Origin of the sequence: Streptococcus hyointestinalis (genome assembly GCF_011039275.1) — a bacterium.
Taxonomy (GTDB): domain Bacteria; phylum Bacillota; class Bacilli; order Lactobacillales; family Streptococcaceae; genus Streptococcus; species Streptococcus hyointestinalis_A.
Genome location: NZ_JAAKGB010000001.1, coordinates 1,558,548 through 1,571,719, shown reverse-complemented (window position 1 = coordinate 1,571,719; position 13,172 = coordinate 1,558,548). Strand labels below are relative to the sequence as shown.

25 protein-coding genes are annotated in these 13,172 nt (G+C 39.7%); 22 read left to right on the top strand and 3 right to left on the bottom strand.

What is annotated here, in order from left to right; all coding sequences use genetic code 11:
* Positions 1-12: 12 nt before the first annotated feature.
* Positions 13-372: a helix-turn-helix domain-containing protein gene (locus G5B60_RS07810; RefSeq protein ID WP_164683511.1), complete on the bottom strand. Its 360-nt coding sequence runs from the start codon at positions 370-372 to the stop codon at positions 13-15.
* 303 nt (positions 373-675) lie between these two features.
* Between G5B60_RS07810 and G5B60_RS07805 the strand changes: the two genes are divergently transcribed.
* The 4 genes from G5B60_RS07805 (at position 676) to G5B60_RS07790 (ending at position 2,825) form a co-directional block, all read left to right on the top strand.
* Positions 676-885 (top strand): transcriptional regulator, encoded by a 210-nt coding sequence (locus G5B60_RS07805; protein ID WP_164683510.1) that lies wholly within the window; start codon positions 676-678, stop codon positions 883-885.
* A 76-nt stretch (positions 886-961) separates the two neighbouring features.
* Entirely contained in the window at positions 962-1,891 is a 930-nt protein-coding gene (locus G5B60_RS07800; protein ID WP_164683509.1) for a DUF3102 domain-containing protein, read from the top strand.
* Entirely contained in the window at positions 1,888-2,304 is a 417-nt protein-coding gene (locus tag G5B60_RS07795; protein ID WP_164683508.1) for an ORF6C domain-containing protein, read from the top strand. Before G5B60_RS07800 ends, G5B60_RS07795 begins: the two co-directional genes overlap by 4 nt.
* Positions 2,305-2,543: 239 nt before the next feature.
* Complete coding sequence (locus G5B60_RS07790; protein WP_164683507.1) at positions 2,544-2,825, top strand: hypothetical protein; 282 nt, start codon at positions 2,544-2,546, stop codon at positions 2,823-2,825.
* On the opposite strand, the gene G5B60_RS07785 is transcribed toward G5B60_RS07790, so the two are convergent.
* Positions 2,822-3,007, bottom strand: coding sequence for a hypothetical protein (locus G5B60_RS07785; RefSeq protein WP_164683506.1), 186 nt, complete (start codon positions 3,005-3,007; stop codon positions 2,822-2,824). The genes G5B60_RS07790 and G5B60_RS07785 overlap by 4 nt on opposite strands.
* A 139-nt stretch (positions 3,008-3,146) precedes the next feature.
* On the opposite strand from G5B60_RS07785, the gene G5B60_RS07780 reads away from it, so the two are divergent.
* The 3 genes from G5B60_RS07780 to G5B60_RS11640 all read left to right on the top strand — a co-directional run bounded on the left by G5B60_RS07780 (position 3,147) and on the right by G5B60_RS11640 (position 3,881).
* On the top strand, positions 3,147-3,323 hold the full coding sequence (locus G5B60_RS07780) for a helix-turn-helix domain-containing protein (RefSeq protein ID WP_164683505.1): 177 nt from the start codon (positions 3,147-3,149) through the stop codon (positions 3,321-3,323).
* Between the two features lie 113 nt (positions 3,324-3,436).
* Positions 3,437-3,700 carry a DNA-binding protein gene (locus tag G5B60_RS07775; RefSeq protein WP_164683504.1) on the top strand — a complete coding sequence of 88 codons (264 nt, stop codon included), beginning with the start codon at positions 3,437-3,439 and terminating at the stop codon, positions 3,698-3,700.
* Positions 3,701-3,746: 46 nt separating this feature from the next.
* Positions 3,747-3,881 carry a hypothetical protein gene (locus G5B60_RS11640; protein WP_277423794.1) on the top strand — a complete coding sequence of 45 codons (135 nt, stop codon included), beginning with the start codon at positions 3,747-3,749 and terminating at the stop codon, positions 3,879-3,881.
* Positions 3,882-4,004: 123 nt separating this feature from the next.
* On the opposite strand, the gene G5B60_RS07770 is transcribed toward G5B60_RS11640, so the two are convergent.
* The gene (locus G5B60_RS07770; protein ID WP_164683503.1) at positions 4,005-4,655 is read right to left on the bottom strand and encodes a DUF4145 domain-containing protein; all 651 of its coding nucleotides are present in this window, start codon (positions 4,653-4,655) and stop codon (positions 4,005-4,007) included.
* Between the two features lie 78 nt (positions 4,656-4,733).
* Here G5B60_RS07770 and G5B60_RS07765 point away from each other — a divergent pair, with 78 nt between their 5' ends.
* From G5B60_RS07765 to G5B60_RS07695, 15 genes are all read left to right on the top strand, one after another.
* The gene (locus tag G5B60_RS07765; protein ID WP_164683502.1) at positions 4,734-5,558 is read left to right on the top strand and encodes a phage replisome organizer N-terminal domain-containing protein; all 825 of its coding nucleotides are present in this window, start codon (positions 4,734-4,736) and stop codon (positions 5,556-5,558) included.
* Complete coding sequence (locus G5B60_RS07760) at positions 5,542-6,333, top strand: ATP-binding protein (protein WP_241154518.1); 792 nt, start codon at positions 5,542-5,544, stop codon at positions 6,331-6,333. Before G5B60_RS07765 ends, G5B60_RS07760 begins: the two co-directional genes overlap by 17 nt.
* A gap of 145 nt (positions 6,334-6,478) precedes the next feature.
* Positions 6,479-6,826, top strand: a complete 348-nt coding sequence (locus tag G5B60_RS07755) for a hypothetical protein (protein ID WP_164683501.1) — start codon at positions 6,479-6,481, stop codon at positions 6,824-6,826.
* Positions 6,823-7,104 (top strand): hypothetical protein, encoded by a 282-nt coding sequence (locus tag G5B60_RS07750; protein ID WP_164683500.1) that lies wholly within the window; start codon positions 6,823-6,825, stop codon positions 7,102-7,104. The genes G5B60_RS07755 and G5B60_RS07750 overlap by 4 nt, the downstream gene beginning before the upstream one ends.
* Before the next feature lie 317 nt (positions 7,105-7,421).
* Positions 7,422-8,426: a recombinase RecT gene (locus tag G5B60_RS07745; protein ID WP_164683499.1), complete on the top strand. Its 1,005-nt coding sequence runs from the start codon at positions 7,422-7,424 to the stop codon at positions 8,424-8,426.
* Positions 8,423-9,223 carry a PD-(D/E)XK nuclease-like domain-containing protein gene (locus G5B60_RS07740; RefSeq protein WP_164683498.1) on the top strand — a complete coding sequence of 267 codons (801 nt, stop codon included), beginning with the start codon at positions 8,423-8,425 and terminating at the stop codon, positions 9,221-9,223. Before G5B60_RS07745 ends, G5B60_RS07740 begins: the two co-directional genes overlap by 4 nt.
* Before the next feature lie 26 nt (positions 9,224-9,249).
* Complete coding sequence (locus G5B60_RS07735) at positions 9,250-9,441, top strand: hypothetical protein (RefSeq protein ID WP_164683497.1); 192 nt, start codon at positions 9,250-9,252, stop codon at positions 9,439-9,441.
* Positions 9,434-9,859 (top strand): single-stranded DNA-binding protein, encoded by a 426-nt coding sequence (gene ssb, locus G5B60_RS07730; RefSeq protein ID WP_164683496.1) that lies wholly within the window; start codon positions 9,434-9,436, stop codon positions 9,857-9,859. Before G5B60_RS07735 ends, ssb begins: the two co-directional genes overlap by 8 nt.
* A 113-nt stretch (positions 9,860-9,972) precedes the next feature.
* Positions 9,973-10,431 carry a RusA family crossover junction endodeoxyribonuclease gene (locus tag G5B60_RS07725; RefSeq protein WP_430523648.1) on the top strand — a complete coding sequence of 153 codons (459 nt, stop codon included), beginning with the start codon at positions 9,973-9,975 and terminating at the stop codon, positions 10,429-10,431.
* A gap of 144 nt (positions 10,432-10,575) precedes the next feature.
* Entirely contained in the window at positions 10,576-10,998 is a 423-nt protein-coding gene (locus tag G5B60_RS07720) for a hypothetical protein (protein ID WP_164683495.1), read from the top strand.
* A gap of 1 nt (position 10,999) precedes the next feature.
* Positions 11,000-11,404 carry a DUF3310 domain-containing protein gene (locus G5B60_RS11480; RefSeq protein WP_164683494.1) on the top strand — a complete coding sequence of 135 codons (405 nt, stop codon included), beginning with the start codon at positions 11,000-11,002 and terminating at the stop codon, positions 11,402-11,404.
* A 1-nt stretch (position 11,405) separates the two neighbouring features.
* Positions 11,406-12,176, top strand: coding sequence for a DNA-methyltransferase (locus G5B60_RS07710; RefSeq protein ID WP_164683493.1), 771 nt, complete (start codon positions 11,406-11,408; stop codon positions 12,174-12,176).
* 48 nt (positions 12,177-12,224) lie between these two features.
* Positions 12,225-12,518 carry a hypothetical protein gene (locus G5B60_RS07705; protein ID WP_241154517.1) on the top strand — a complete coding sequence of 98 codons (294 nt, stop codon included), beginning with the start codon at positions 12,225-12,227 and terminating at the stop codon, positions 12,516-12,518.
* Positions 12,508-12,759: a hypothetical protein gene (locus G5B60_RS07700; RefSeq protein WP_164683492.1), complete on the top strand. Its 252-nt coding sequence runs from the start codon at positions 12,508-12,510 to the stop codon at positions 12,757-12,759. Before G5B60_RS07705 ends, G5B60_RS07700 begins: the two co-directional genes overlap by 11 nt.
* Positions 12,756-13,172, top strand: a complete 417-nt coding sequence (locus G5B60_RS07695; protein ID WP_164683491.1) for a YopX family protein — start codon at positions 12,756-12,758, stop codon at positions 13,170-13,172. The genes G5B60_RS07700 and G5B60_RS07695 overlap by 4 nt, the downstream gene beginning before the upstream one ends.

Sequence of the window (13,172 nt, the reverse complement as noted above, 5' to 3'; positions counted from 1 at the left end):
TCTCCCTTTGCTTTATTGTTTTCTAAGATAAATCTCAATGATATTTTGAATGGCTTTTTTGTCAGCGTCTGTTAGAGGCTTGCCGTTGAAACGCATAGCTGTGCTGGCTAGTTCCTCAACATCCACCTCTTGCCCCTCAAAATAGAATTTTTCTTTGTCGCTGGCGATGTTTGGGTTATCGGTGCGACCTAATAAGTAGTCCATAGAGACATTAAAGAAATCAGCAATTTCTTTTAGTCTTTCAGCGCTAGCTTTTTGTCTTTTTAAAGAATATAGCGTATTTTTGCTGTAACCTAGTTTTTCTTCTACTTGATTTAAGGAAAGTCCTTGCTTTTTAGCTAATTCCTTAATTCTTTCAAATGTTGAAAACATTGATTTGACAACCTTTCTGCGAGATTGACAAAAAATATCAAATTATTTATTTAAAAATAGTTGACAAAGTTAAATAAATAATTTAAAATAGTTTTTGTAAAGTTAAAGAGTTGGTAAAAAACACTTGTAAAAACTCTATTTCAATTTAATAAGCTTTGGCGAGCACAAACATTGATTATAAGTAGTTTAATCAAGCGTTTTCTTCATGACTTAATTTTAAATTATATATTTAATTTTGTCAAGATGTTTCGTTAAATAATTTACTAACTCTTTAACTGATTTTATAAAAAGGAGGTGATGAGCATGAGCAAACAACATCAAAAGTGGTGTGACTTAGTTAAAGAGCGTTTGAAAGAACGCAATTGGAGCCGCTCGGATTTTGCTATCGTGCTGGGTGTGACACCAGCAGCTGTAACACGTCTTTTAGATGACGGTCACGGTAGTGATGATTTGAAACTGCGTGTTAATCGCAAGCTGAAAATATCAGAAAGTTGGAATAAATTTGGCGAGTAAACACAAAAAATCCACAGGCAAATCGTTTCATTGCCCGTGTGATTGAAGATTTTAAAATTCGGTAGGGAGGACAAACATGAATGAAGTAGCATTATCAGACAATCTTGCGCAGATTGAACTTGAAATCAACCACCACAAGCAAATAGCAGGACAGTCTATTTGGGAAATTGGCAGACGGTTGAACCACGTTAAGGAGCACGATTTGGCGCATGGGCAGTTTATGGAGTGGTTGAAGAAAATTGAAATCGACCACACAGCTGCTAAAAGAATGATGAAAGTAGCTCATGAACTTCCAAATAGTGCAACGTTGCACCATTTAGGTTCGTCAGCTCTCTACTTAATTGCCACTCTTCCAGATGACGAAAAACAAACACAGCTTGACCGTATCGAAAACGGCGACAGCCCAACTGTACGAGAACTCCAAGAGGTCAAGCGCCAACTTAAATTATCACAAGCAGATAACGAGCGCTTAAAAGCCCAAAATGAGAATTTGGCGGAACAAGCATTATCTAAGTTAGAGCCTAAGATTGTCGAAAAAGAAGTGATTAAGGAAGTAGTCCCTGGCGACTATGAAGCTAACAAGGCGCTTAACAAGAGCTTGCTAGAGCGTAATAAAGGCTTGTATGATGAATTGCAAGAACTTGAAAAACGCTATTCGTATGAGCGTAAGCGCCGTGAAGAATATGAGCAAGAGCGTGCAGAGGTTGACAGTAAGTCTGCCAAGTATGACGAGTTAACCAAGGCTATCAAGGAGTCAGAGGGCGAGCTTAATGCCTATCAGACTAAGATTACAGACTACAAGAAACTACTTAACTTCCTTACCAAAGGTAATGAGTTTTTAGCCAATTATGGCGGTATCGTTTTCTTAGACCAGCTTAAATATTTACAAACGGACAATAAGCTGAAAAGTGAATTTGAACTCTTTGCCAGTAGTTTAAGTCGTTTGTCTAGAGACGTGAATAGTATGTTAGGTGAATTTGAAATTATAGAGGGGGAAACAGTATGACTTATGATATTGTAGGACGAAGTAGAGAGCATGAGATCCAAGTGGCAGAAATTACAATTATGCGCAAAATGATTGATAAAATGGAAAATCACGAGTATCGCATAACTAATCTTGAGGACACCATGAGGGTTAATGGAGTACAAGAGAAACACTTGGAACATGCTGTAAATAAAAAAGTTATTAAGTTGTTAGGCGGTAAAGATAGCAACGCTTATCGTAATAACTCGCTACGTGGCAGAGTATATGCAGCGCTTAACAAGGAAATTAAACGCAAGTTTGCTATTCCACGAAGAAGCGAGTTAGCTGCTAAAGATTACGAAAAAGCGATGAATTTGATTGAGAACTGGTTGATTGATAGGGAGCTAGAGCTTGAAATAGGAAATTGTAATAATCAGTTGCAATTGGTCAACTAGGAGGAAACATGGAAGAAGTAAATGCAAAAAGGAGGACAAGTTAATGTCTGAGTTGGAACGTCTTGAATTTGAAAACAAGGAACTGAGAGCGGAGTGCGAATTTTTGCGTAAAATGCTCACTGATGAACGTAGATTCTTTTTTGGAAACCTTGAAGCATGATTCTCTGGTCGATGAATTAGAAGGCTCTGAAATCGATGACTCAAAAACCATCCACTTTGACTAACAGAAAGGAATAGATATGTTGTACGATGATTTTCTAAACATGCGAAAAGTTATGAGAGATTTTCTCAATGAACGCATCGAAAATGTCGATATTACTGACACTGCTGATTTGATGGCGTTAGCCAGTCTGCTCCAAGCTTCTAGAAGATTAGAACTTGACGATGGTTACGGTGCTGGTGAAGGTGGGTATCTTTCCGATAATATATCCAAGCTCATTACCCGTTGTATCGAAGAAAGAAAAGAAAACCCCACCATATACCTTTATAGAGCAATAGCAGAGTTATTGAAATATTTTTAGAAAATTTCAGCGACTGTAAGTAGATTGACGAGGAGTGTACTACCTGCCTTTGTTTCGAGAATAACATAGTCACTATCATCCATGACGTCAACGATAGATGAGAATTGCCTTGCTTGTCCGTTAATAAAAACAAGTGTAACAATTTTATTCTGGGCTAGTGTGTTTGCAATAAATTCTTTCATAGCATTAAATTCCTTTATTGATTTTATGTGACTAATGATTTTCACAAGGAGTTAAGGGGTCTTATGTAATCATTATCATAATTTCATTATAGCGGTATATAAAATTATTCGCAATATTAAAACTCGAAGGAGGAATACTATGTGGAAAAAACTAAATCATATCTTGGTTGAAAAAGGGATGACTAAAAAGGAACTCGCTGAGAAATCTGGAGTGTCTAGTAGAACTATTCAAAACATCAGAAATGAGAGTATTTCTTGGAAGAACATGGTGAAAATTGCTGATGCACTAGATGTTAGCTTAGATGAGTTTCGCTAAGCACAAAAAAATCCTCTGTGTAGGAGCACAAAGGATACAAACAACATGTTAAAGCAATATGGACTATTATAGCACGAATGCTTGAATAAGTCTATATGCTGAAGGTGAACGCTATGGACAATATATTTGAAAGTATTAGCAATTGGATAAAAGAGATTATCCTCAAGACGGTAATGGAGTTGAAAGACATTGAGCGAGAGAACGAAAAAGACGGTTTTCCGGAACTCATGGATGTTGAAACTACCTGCAATTTCTTAGGGATAAAATATGACACTTTTACTAATCACTATCGCTACCTAGCAGGATTTCCAAAAGAACTCCCCGGTAAGCGTTGGTCGAAACGAGCTATCAAAGAGTGGCTCACTAAACAAATTTAAAAAAAGACTTCTGGACAAGGTCGACAAACATTAAGGAGGACACAACATGAAATTATTTAACTTTATTTTCAGTAAGAAACAAGAGTCAGTAGAAGTGCCACAGCGAGAGTGGCAGAGCTGGGAAAAGTCAAAAGAGGCATACAATAAAGCTCACGGCATTTCAGAGGACAGTTTGATTTAGAGGAGGTGGTTAACATGGATGAATTACAAAAAGTTGCTCTTAATGAAATTTTACGAACAGTCACTTATCTCGCTGATGAAATAATTGAACTAAACAAGAAAATTGATATTCTCATCGAGAAAGTCAATGATTTAGAAAATCTCGGGCATCAAGAAGAGCTATCTGATACTCAATGTTCTTCAACAGACCTTTTGTAAATCGCTTTAGGGTTTGCAAGTCTTTGTCAGTATGTTTTCTGACATAGTGTGTCTCATCATTAGCTAACCATGTTGTCGCTTTTGCTAAAGTGTAGAGGTCTTTGTCAGTGATGTAAGTATTGATAAGGTCTCCAAGGTACATCCTTTTGATTTTAGAACTATCATCTGGAAGTTTGAAACTGTAGAAGTCCTTTAGTAAGAACTCGATAGCTTTACGAATACCGATACCGACGAGTTGGTCGTAGCCGTCTTGCTCAGCTTGCAGAGCTTGCGTGAGGGTTTCAGTACCTACTGGAGATACCTTTACAATGTTGCTTGTGATTTCTTCTGGGCGCTTAAACCTTTTGTTTGCTGAAACAAGTTGAGGTTCTCCCCAAGACAGGTCATACTTGTTAACCCAAGCGTTCTTACAAGCAGGGCAGAACAGAGAGAGGTACATCAAAGCAACATTATCTTGAAAGTAATGGCTTTCGTTCTGGACGCTCGGGACTATATCGTGGTTACAAAAAGGGCAGATATTAGGCACTGGAAGAGCTAGACGAGTTTTGTAGAGTGGGTGCTTAGTGATAAGATTCATGGGGTCGCTCCTAAAGAAATTATTACTTGTATTATATCACAAAAACAAAGATAGTGAAGAAAATGGAGGTGGTTGTTATTGGCAAAAAATAACAGACGATACTACTGGTTACAGTTAGCTCAAGATTTCTTTAAATCAAAAGAAATGAAACTATTACGTAAAATGCCTGGTGGCGACACTTACACAATTATCTACTTGAAGCTAATGCTTATCAGTCTTGAGGATAGTGGCAAAATCTATTTTGAAGAATTAGCTCAAGACTTAGCAGAAGAGATGTCACTACTAATTGACGAAGATACAGAAGCTGTCAGAATGACATTGATGTTCTTGAGTCAAAAAGGACTACTTACTAAACATAGTGACTATGAGTTTTTTCTTGAACAAGTACCAGAAATGATAGGCTCTGAAACAGCTAGCACAAGGCGTTCTCGTAAACATAGAGAACAGAAAGCGTTGCATTGCAACACCAATGCAACAAAGTGCAACGGAGATATAGATATAGATAAAGAGAAAAAGTTAGATATAAATCTAGATATAAAGTCAGAAGTAGAAGTAGAGAAAATTGGAAATTCTACTACTGCTGATGAAAAATCAAATTCTAATGTCTTTGACTATTATCAACAACGCATCGGTATGATAGACGGTTATCAATATCAAAAACTAAAAGACTATTTAGAGTACGACCACTTTGAAGAGGGGCTCATCAAAATAGCTATTGACCGTGCGGCTGATAATGGTAAACGTAACTTTGGCTACATCAATGCTATTCTGAAAAACTGGGCACAGAACGGTATCACAACCGTAGTCCAGCAAAACGAAGACCAACGCAACTATGAAGAAGCCAAGGCTAAGCGTAACCAAAAACCAGAAAGAGAGGCTACGGAGTATGACGACCTTTTCTAATAGTGCTGAACGCATGGCTGAGCAGGTCAGACAGTACGCTGATAATTCTGAACCAGCTGACGGCTATTGTGAAAAGCACCAAATGGCGCATATCAAGGTTATCAGAGGTGAGCCGTGGAGTGGCTGCCCTAAGTGCTGGTCGGAGGAGACTGCTGCTAAGGCAGAAATCGAAGGTCAGAACAGGCATGAAGAGGAGCAACGGCGAAAGCGGATGTACTACCTCAACAAGCTATCCATCATGGATGAGGAACTCGAGCAAGCGACCTTTGATAATTTCAAGACGGATACGGCTAGACAGCGAGAAGTCTTGGCATGGGCTAGAAGCATGGCTCGGTATTACTACGAGGGCGGTCGTGGCAATGTCGTTATGACTGGTGAAGCTGGTCGTGGGAAGAGCCACCTTGCTTATAGTATCATCAAGGCACTGTCTGAGACGCAGGGGTCACTGGCTATCATCGTCAATGTCGTAGACCTGCTGGATGAAATCAAGAGCGACTTTAATCAAAAGCAGTTTTGGTTGAACAAGCTGGTTGAGGTTGACTACTTAGTCCTTGATGACCTTGGCGCTGAAAAGATAAGCGACTGGTCGAAAGAAATCATCTACAGCATTCTCAATAAGCGGACACGGACAATCATCACAACAAACCTGTCTTCTAAGGAGTTAGCTGGCAGCTACGGCAAGCGGATTGCCTCAAGGCTACTCAAAGGCTGTCCCAAGGAACACATCATGGACTTTGCAGGACTAGATGATGAGAGGGTTAAGCTATGGACATAAACGATAAGTTATTGGCTGAGTACCCAGACGTGTGCGCTATGCTTGCTGATGAGCATATCGAACGGCTACAGAAGTTACCACCGCAGTTATTGCATGCGAAATTAGAGATGTACAAAAATTGGATGAAAATTGGAGGAGTAATCAGATGGACGATAAATGGACAAACAAAAAATTAACTAACCGCACAGTCCGTGTGAACAAGGACGCCGAGAAAATCTTGGCAGAGGTCGAAGACCTCAAAAATGATTTTAAGGCGAAAGCAGAACTTTTTAAAGTCTTAAGTATCATCGGTAACAACGAAACATTAGGATATGTTGCCAAATTTTTTGAAACTACTGATTTGTTGTTGGGCAGGGTGCTGGAAGGTGTACCTTATGAAAAAGTTTTGGAGCAAAATCGAATTGCGAAAGGTATCGAGAAAGACAAAGATGAGGTGTTAAACAGCTTATTCGATGCTATTCTAAACGAAGCATCAGAGGAGGACGACGAATGATGGGCTACTTGACGGAGCGTGCTCAAATTAAGGAGCTAAACGAATTTTACAAGAAACGTGACGCTGACAAGGCAGAGCGTATCCAAAGTCTGCAAGATGAAAATGATGAACTGCATAAGGATGTGTTCAACATGGGTTTGGAGGAGGAACAGTATCAAAAGGTATTAGCAGTATTCAAAGATGTACTGGACGCTTTACCAACCTACAGCGTTGATAAAACCTTGGAAGAGTTGGGTAATTATCACCGTGCTATGCTGATAAAAGCAGGAGTACTGTGATGTGGTCGTATGAATATGTCTGCAAGAACTGTGGATACCACTGGACAGAAATCTCAGCTTATCCGACGCATGAGTGCCCAGAGTGCGACGCAGAAATCGACCAACCAATTTGGCAGGGGAGTGCTTATGACTAGAATAGCCCTAGAATCGATTTTAAGGGGTCTCTCGTGTCGTTTAGGTGTCCTTGGGTATAATTGTATTGATTTACTCTAAAATGTCTCTACGGACGTTTTAGAGGGGGAAATCGATAAAAAAGGAATAATCGAACTATCACATCGGTTATTGAAAAAATATATTAAAAAGTGAGGTATTAACTAATGGCAAATCAACTACAACAATATAATAATCAGACGAATATAGACAATATGTCGCTGAACGCCGCTTTTGACACTCCGGTTGTAAAGCAAAGATTTGAATCAGTTTTGAAAGGTAAAGAAGACCAGTTTATTGCTACGTTGTTGTCAGTGGTAAAAAATAATCATATGCTAGCAAAGGCAACTAACTCAAGTATTATGACTGCTGCGATGACTGCTGCGACTTTGGATTTACCAGTCGACCCAAATCTCGGCCTTGCCTATATTGTCCCGTATAACAGAAGTTACAAAGATGGTAATAGCTGGCGTAAAGTTAACGAAGCGCAATTTCAAATCGGATATAGAGGATTGATTCAATTAGCACAACGTAGCGGTAAGATTAAGGGTATCAATGCAGATATTGTTTATGAAGAAGAATTTATTAGATTCGACAAAGTAAGCGGAAGACTTGAATTAAGCGGTGATTATATTGACAGTGGAGAAATTAAAGGATATTTCGCTTATGTTGAATTAGTAAACGGTTTTAACAAAACAATCTTCTGGACAAAAAACAAAGTTATTGAACACGCTAAAAAGTACTCTAAAACTTTTGATAAAAAAACCGGGAAATTCAAACCTGGCACACCTTGGGATACAGAATTTGATGCAATGGCAACTAAAACCTTATTAAAAGAAATCATTAGCAAGTACACTCCGATGTCTATCGAAATGGAAAAAGCTATTAGAGAAGATAATGAAGATTCAACCGTGGGTAGTCCTGAAATCAAAGATGTAACACAAGAACAAAATGACTTGTCAGATTTGATTGGCGGTCAAGACGCTAAAGCAGCTTTACCAGAAAATACCGCTGATGATAGCGCAGCAGAAAAACCAGAACAAGAGCAGGAAAATCCGCCGCAAGATACTTCTTATCCAGCTGATGAAATACCTAGTCACGAAGACGAGGGAAACTATCCTAAAGCAAGTGATGGTAACTTATTCGATAATCTCGGAGATATGATGCCATGACACAAAAACTAGACTTACTAGGAAAGGATTACTACAGCCGTGAGTCAAATCAACGATACTGGTCTATTAGTCAGTACAAGCGTTTTAGAGAATGCGAGGCGAGGGCGCTTGCCGAATTACGAGGGGATTGGACAGATACCAGAGATAACACTGCGCTCATCATTGGCAACTATGTCCACTCTTACTTTGAAAGTAAAGAGGCTCATACCAAATTTATAGACACCAACAAAAGCGAGTTAATATCATCTCGAGGGGCAACTAAGGGTAAATTGAAAAGTCAGTTTTTAGTTGCAGAGCAGATGATTGAAGCACTGAAAAAAGATGATAATTTCATGGCTCTTTATCAAGGTGAAAAAGAGGTGGCAGTTACTGGTTTTCTTGGTGGCATTGAGTTTAAAGGGAAAATTGATTGTTTGAACGTTGAGCGTGGCTATTTCGTCGACATCAAAACAACTAAAGGACCAGTAGATGATACAGTCTGGAATGGCAAAGAGCGCGTCTATTGGTTTGAGCATTATGGCTATATTTTGCAAATGGCTGCTTATGTCAAAATGCTTGAGGATACCTATGGCAGACCGTTTGAGCCGATTATCTACGCAGTAACCAAAGAAACACCGTCTGATACGCTTGCTATTAGAGTGCAAAATATCAATGCTATGGTTGCTGAAATAGAAGAATTGGAAAACTACATTGTCAGACTTGATGCAGTAAAGCATGGTCAAGAGAAAGCTATACCATGTCAGCATTGCGATTATTGTCGAGCAAACAAACTCACGCAACGAGTGATGATCTATTGAGAGGTGGAAAAATCCAGGAGGGGAAGATGGCGACTAATGAAATTGAAATCAGTAATGAGCAGGCATTGATGGAAACACAATTACAGATTGGAAAACAGGTCATGATGGCTTTGCTTGAATTACATAGTGACAGCAATAAAGGTGGGATAATTCTACCCATAAAACTAAATGACATAGATTTTAATGTCACGATTGAGAAGGAGGTAGCGGATGATTAACAATGCAGTTCTGGTTGGTCGTATGACCCGTGACGCAGAGCTTCGCTATACGCCACAAAATAAGGCTGTAGCGACATTCACTTTAGCGGTCAATCGTAACTTTAAAAATCAAAATGGTGAGCGTGAGGCGGATTTTATCAATTGCATTCTCTGGAATCAGCCAGCTGAAAATCTAGCAAACTGGGCTAAAAAAGGCATGCTGATTGGCGTTACTGGTCGCATTCAGACACGTAACTACGAAAATCAGCAAGGCCAGCGAGTCTATGTCACAGAGGTTATTGCGAATAATTTCCAAGTGTTGGAAAGTCGCAACAATCAGCAGGGTGGACAAAGTCAAGGTGGTTATCAGAATGGTGGACAGTCGGCTTTTGGGAATAACCAACCTATGGACATCTCTGATGATGATCTGCCATTCTAATTTTATGAGAAAGTAGGTAAACATGACTTGGGTAGTTGAAATACCAAAACAGAAGCCGATGCTTTTGCTGATAAATTACATGCTTGGAAACAAATTTATGAGGTGTAATCAATTTGATAATCATTGTACCGTTTGAACCGAAACCGCAAGACCGTGTGAGATGTACTTGCAGAGGTGGTCGTTTTGCATCGGCTTATGAAATAAAAGCGATGAAAGATTGGCGTAATGCTGTGACGGAGTGGTTTAAAGAAAACTACAAGGGAGAGTTTTTCGACAAACCGACTCGAGTAGAAGTGACTTTCTACATGAAAGCGCCGAATGTTGTCAGCAAAAAACCGGGTCCAAAGGCTCTCCAAAAAACATGGGAAAAATACTATCGTTTCACGGAAGAGCGTATCTGGCACGATAAAAAAATCGACATTGACAACTTGATGAAATCGGTGTTTGACAGCATGACTAAAAGCGGAGTGGTCTGGACAGACGATGGGATTGTAAGCGAAGTGACAGCACGTAAGCTCTACAGTCCAAATCCACGAATTGAACTCAAAATAGAGGAATTAAATGAATTATGAAGTAATTGTTTATAACGCCGAGGGGGAGGTTAGTTTCCGTGAACGTCACGACTCGCATTTTATGGCAAGAGTGACAAGGCACAGACTGGAGTTAACTTATCCACCCGAGCGTGGTTATAGCATAGAAATTGAAGAGGTAGGAACATGAACATTTACCGTTACACGATAGTTGAGACAGGCGAAGTGTTCGAGGGGACACGCAGACAAGCTTGTGAGCATTTTAAATGCGGTCTTGGCAAGCTAGATAAAATGCGAAATGATAAGAGGTTGCTGCGTGAAGTAGTTGATAAAACCCCCAATACGCACGAAAAGCGACAAGTTAATGTCTATCGTTTTGAATATCAAGATGATGTCTTTGAAGGGACGAATAACGAAGCGCAGGCTCACTACAATTTGCAGGAACACAGCTTCAATAAAGGTTTACGTGATGGGAAAATTAAACGAGAATTTCTCAAGAAAGGCTACAGGAAAGTTGAGTCCGATAGACAGAGTTCTCCAAAGGAAAAAGAGTATATCAGGGCAACTTACCTTGAGCGGGCACAATTAGTAGATATGGGGTTATTGTGATATGGATAATGGATTATGGCGTACTTGCCTTGTTTGTGGCAATGAGTTTTCTTCTGCGTTTTCAGATTGCCCTGAGTGTCACTTGAAAGTTGGTGGGACATTGTATATCAACTTAAAACCAACAGAGGAGGGTTCTTACCTCAAACAAGACGGAGAAAGCGACTTCGACCCAGTACATAAGCCGAGCCACTACCAAGGAGAGTATGGGTTGGAAGTTCGTTCGGTGGTTGAAAATTTCATCGGCGACTTGCAAGGTATGGCTGCGGCTGATTTTAAGGACGTTGTGAAGTATATCTTGCGCTTTCAAAAAAAGAACGGCTCGCAGGATTTGCGGAAAGCTGAAAGGTGCTTGAAGTGGCTTGCGGATGCTGTTGAGAAAGAGGAACGAGAGAAAGGTAAAAAATAACATGGATGAGAGACAGAAAACGTTTAAGTGTGAGTTGTATAATGACCACTTTGAAAATGCCAAACGGTATAACATCCCTAGGGCACAGCTGATTATTGCTGACATCCCTTATAATCTCGGTAACAATGCCTATGCTAGTGACCCTCGCTGGTACAAAGACGGCGACAATAAGAACGGTGAGAGCAAGCTTGCTGGTAAGTCGTTCTTTGATACAGACAATGACTTTAAAATCAATAATTTCTTTGATTTCTGTAGTCGCCTGCTCAAGAAAGAACCTAAAGCCAAAGGGCAAGCGCCAGCGATGATAGTCTTTCACGCGTGGCAACAGCGTGACATGGTAATTGAGTGTGGAAAAAGACACGGCTTTAACAACGCTTATCCGCTGTATTTCACAAAGAAATCAAGTCCACAAGTCTTAAAAGCTAACATGAAAATTGTGGGAGCGGTTGAGGAGGCGACGGTCTTATATCGTGACAAGTTGCCTAAATTCAACAACGGTGGGGCGATGATACTTAATCATGCCCCTTGGGAAAAAGATAGCTCTTACCCAACTATCCACCCCACACAAAAACCGATACCTGTTTTAAAACGGCTGATTGAAATTTTCACGGATGAGGGTGATGTTGTGATTGATCCAGTGGCTGGTAGCGGTTCGACTTTGCGGGCTGCGATTGAGATAAATCGCAATGCTTACGGCTTTGAGATTAAGAAGGACTTTTATCGCAAGGCTAAAGAGCAGATGCTTTCCACGTTTCAACCGAGTTTATTTTGAGCGAGGGGTGCAGATGACGATTGATGATTTTTTGGAGGATGATTGAAGATGTCGACTTTTGATAAAAGGTCTTATTCTTGCCTCTTTGGATTGGTTGTTATAGGTTGGGGGTACAGCATGTATAACTTATATTTTCAAATCAACCAAAAAGCTCCAGAGTTGCAAGGAACTTTTGAGACTGAGGATGAGGCTTTGGAATATATGGAATATTTGATAAAGACTAAATCGAGTATTCCTAATAGGTTTTATCGTAGGGTCTGGGAAAGTGATGGAATGACTAAGGTTGATTATGGCGCACACAATGCTTTTTACTTGATTGAGGAGGTAAGCGATGAAATATAAAAAGAAACCTGTTGAGATTGAGGCTATTAGATTTACAGGCTCAAATTATGAAGAAATTAGAGAATTTATTGGAAAAAATACTTTATGCTCTGATTTAAGTATCGTAATACCAACACTTGAGGGGGATATGGTAGCCCAAAAGGGTGATTATATTATCAAGGGTGTTCAAGGTGAGTTTTATCCTTGTAAACCAGATATTTTTGAAGAGACATATGAGATAATTTCGGAGGACTTGAAGTGATACCAAAATTTAGAGCGTGGAATAAGGAATGGAAGAGCATGTTGAATGCAGATGATGTTTGGATTATTGATTTCCAAAGTCGTTGCATTCAGTATGATGTTGATGAATATGTCATGTGTATAGTAGATTTCAAAGACATTCACTTAATGCAGTCAACAGGTATGAACGACAAAAACGGTGTTGAAATCTTCGACGGCGATATTGTCAAAGTTGAAGTGCCGAACACAGCTATGAGTGGTATCTATGGTGTCAGACAGTTTAGGTCTGGCGCTTGGAGGATTGATAGGCGCACAGACGGTCGAGAGCTGTGGCTTACTGTTGAAGACGCTGAAGTCATCGGTAACATCTATGAGAATAAGGAGCTCACAGATAATCTCTGGTGGTTGGACGATAAGAATTTACTTGGAAAATAG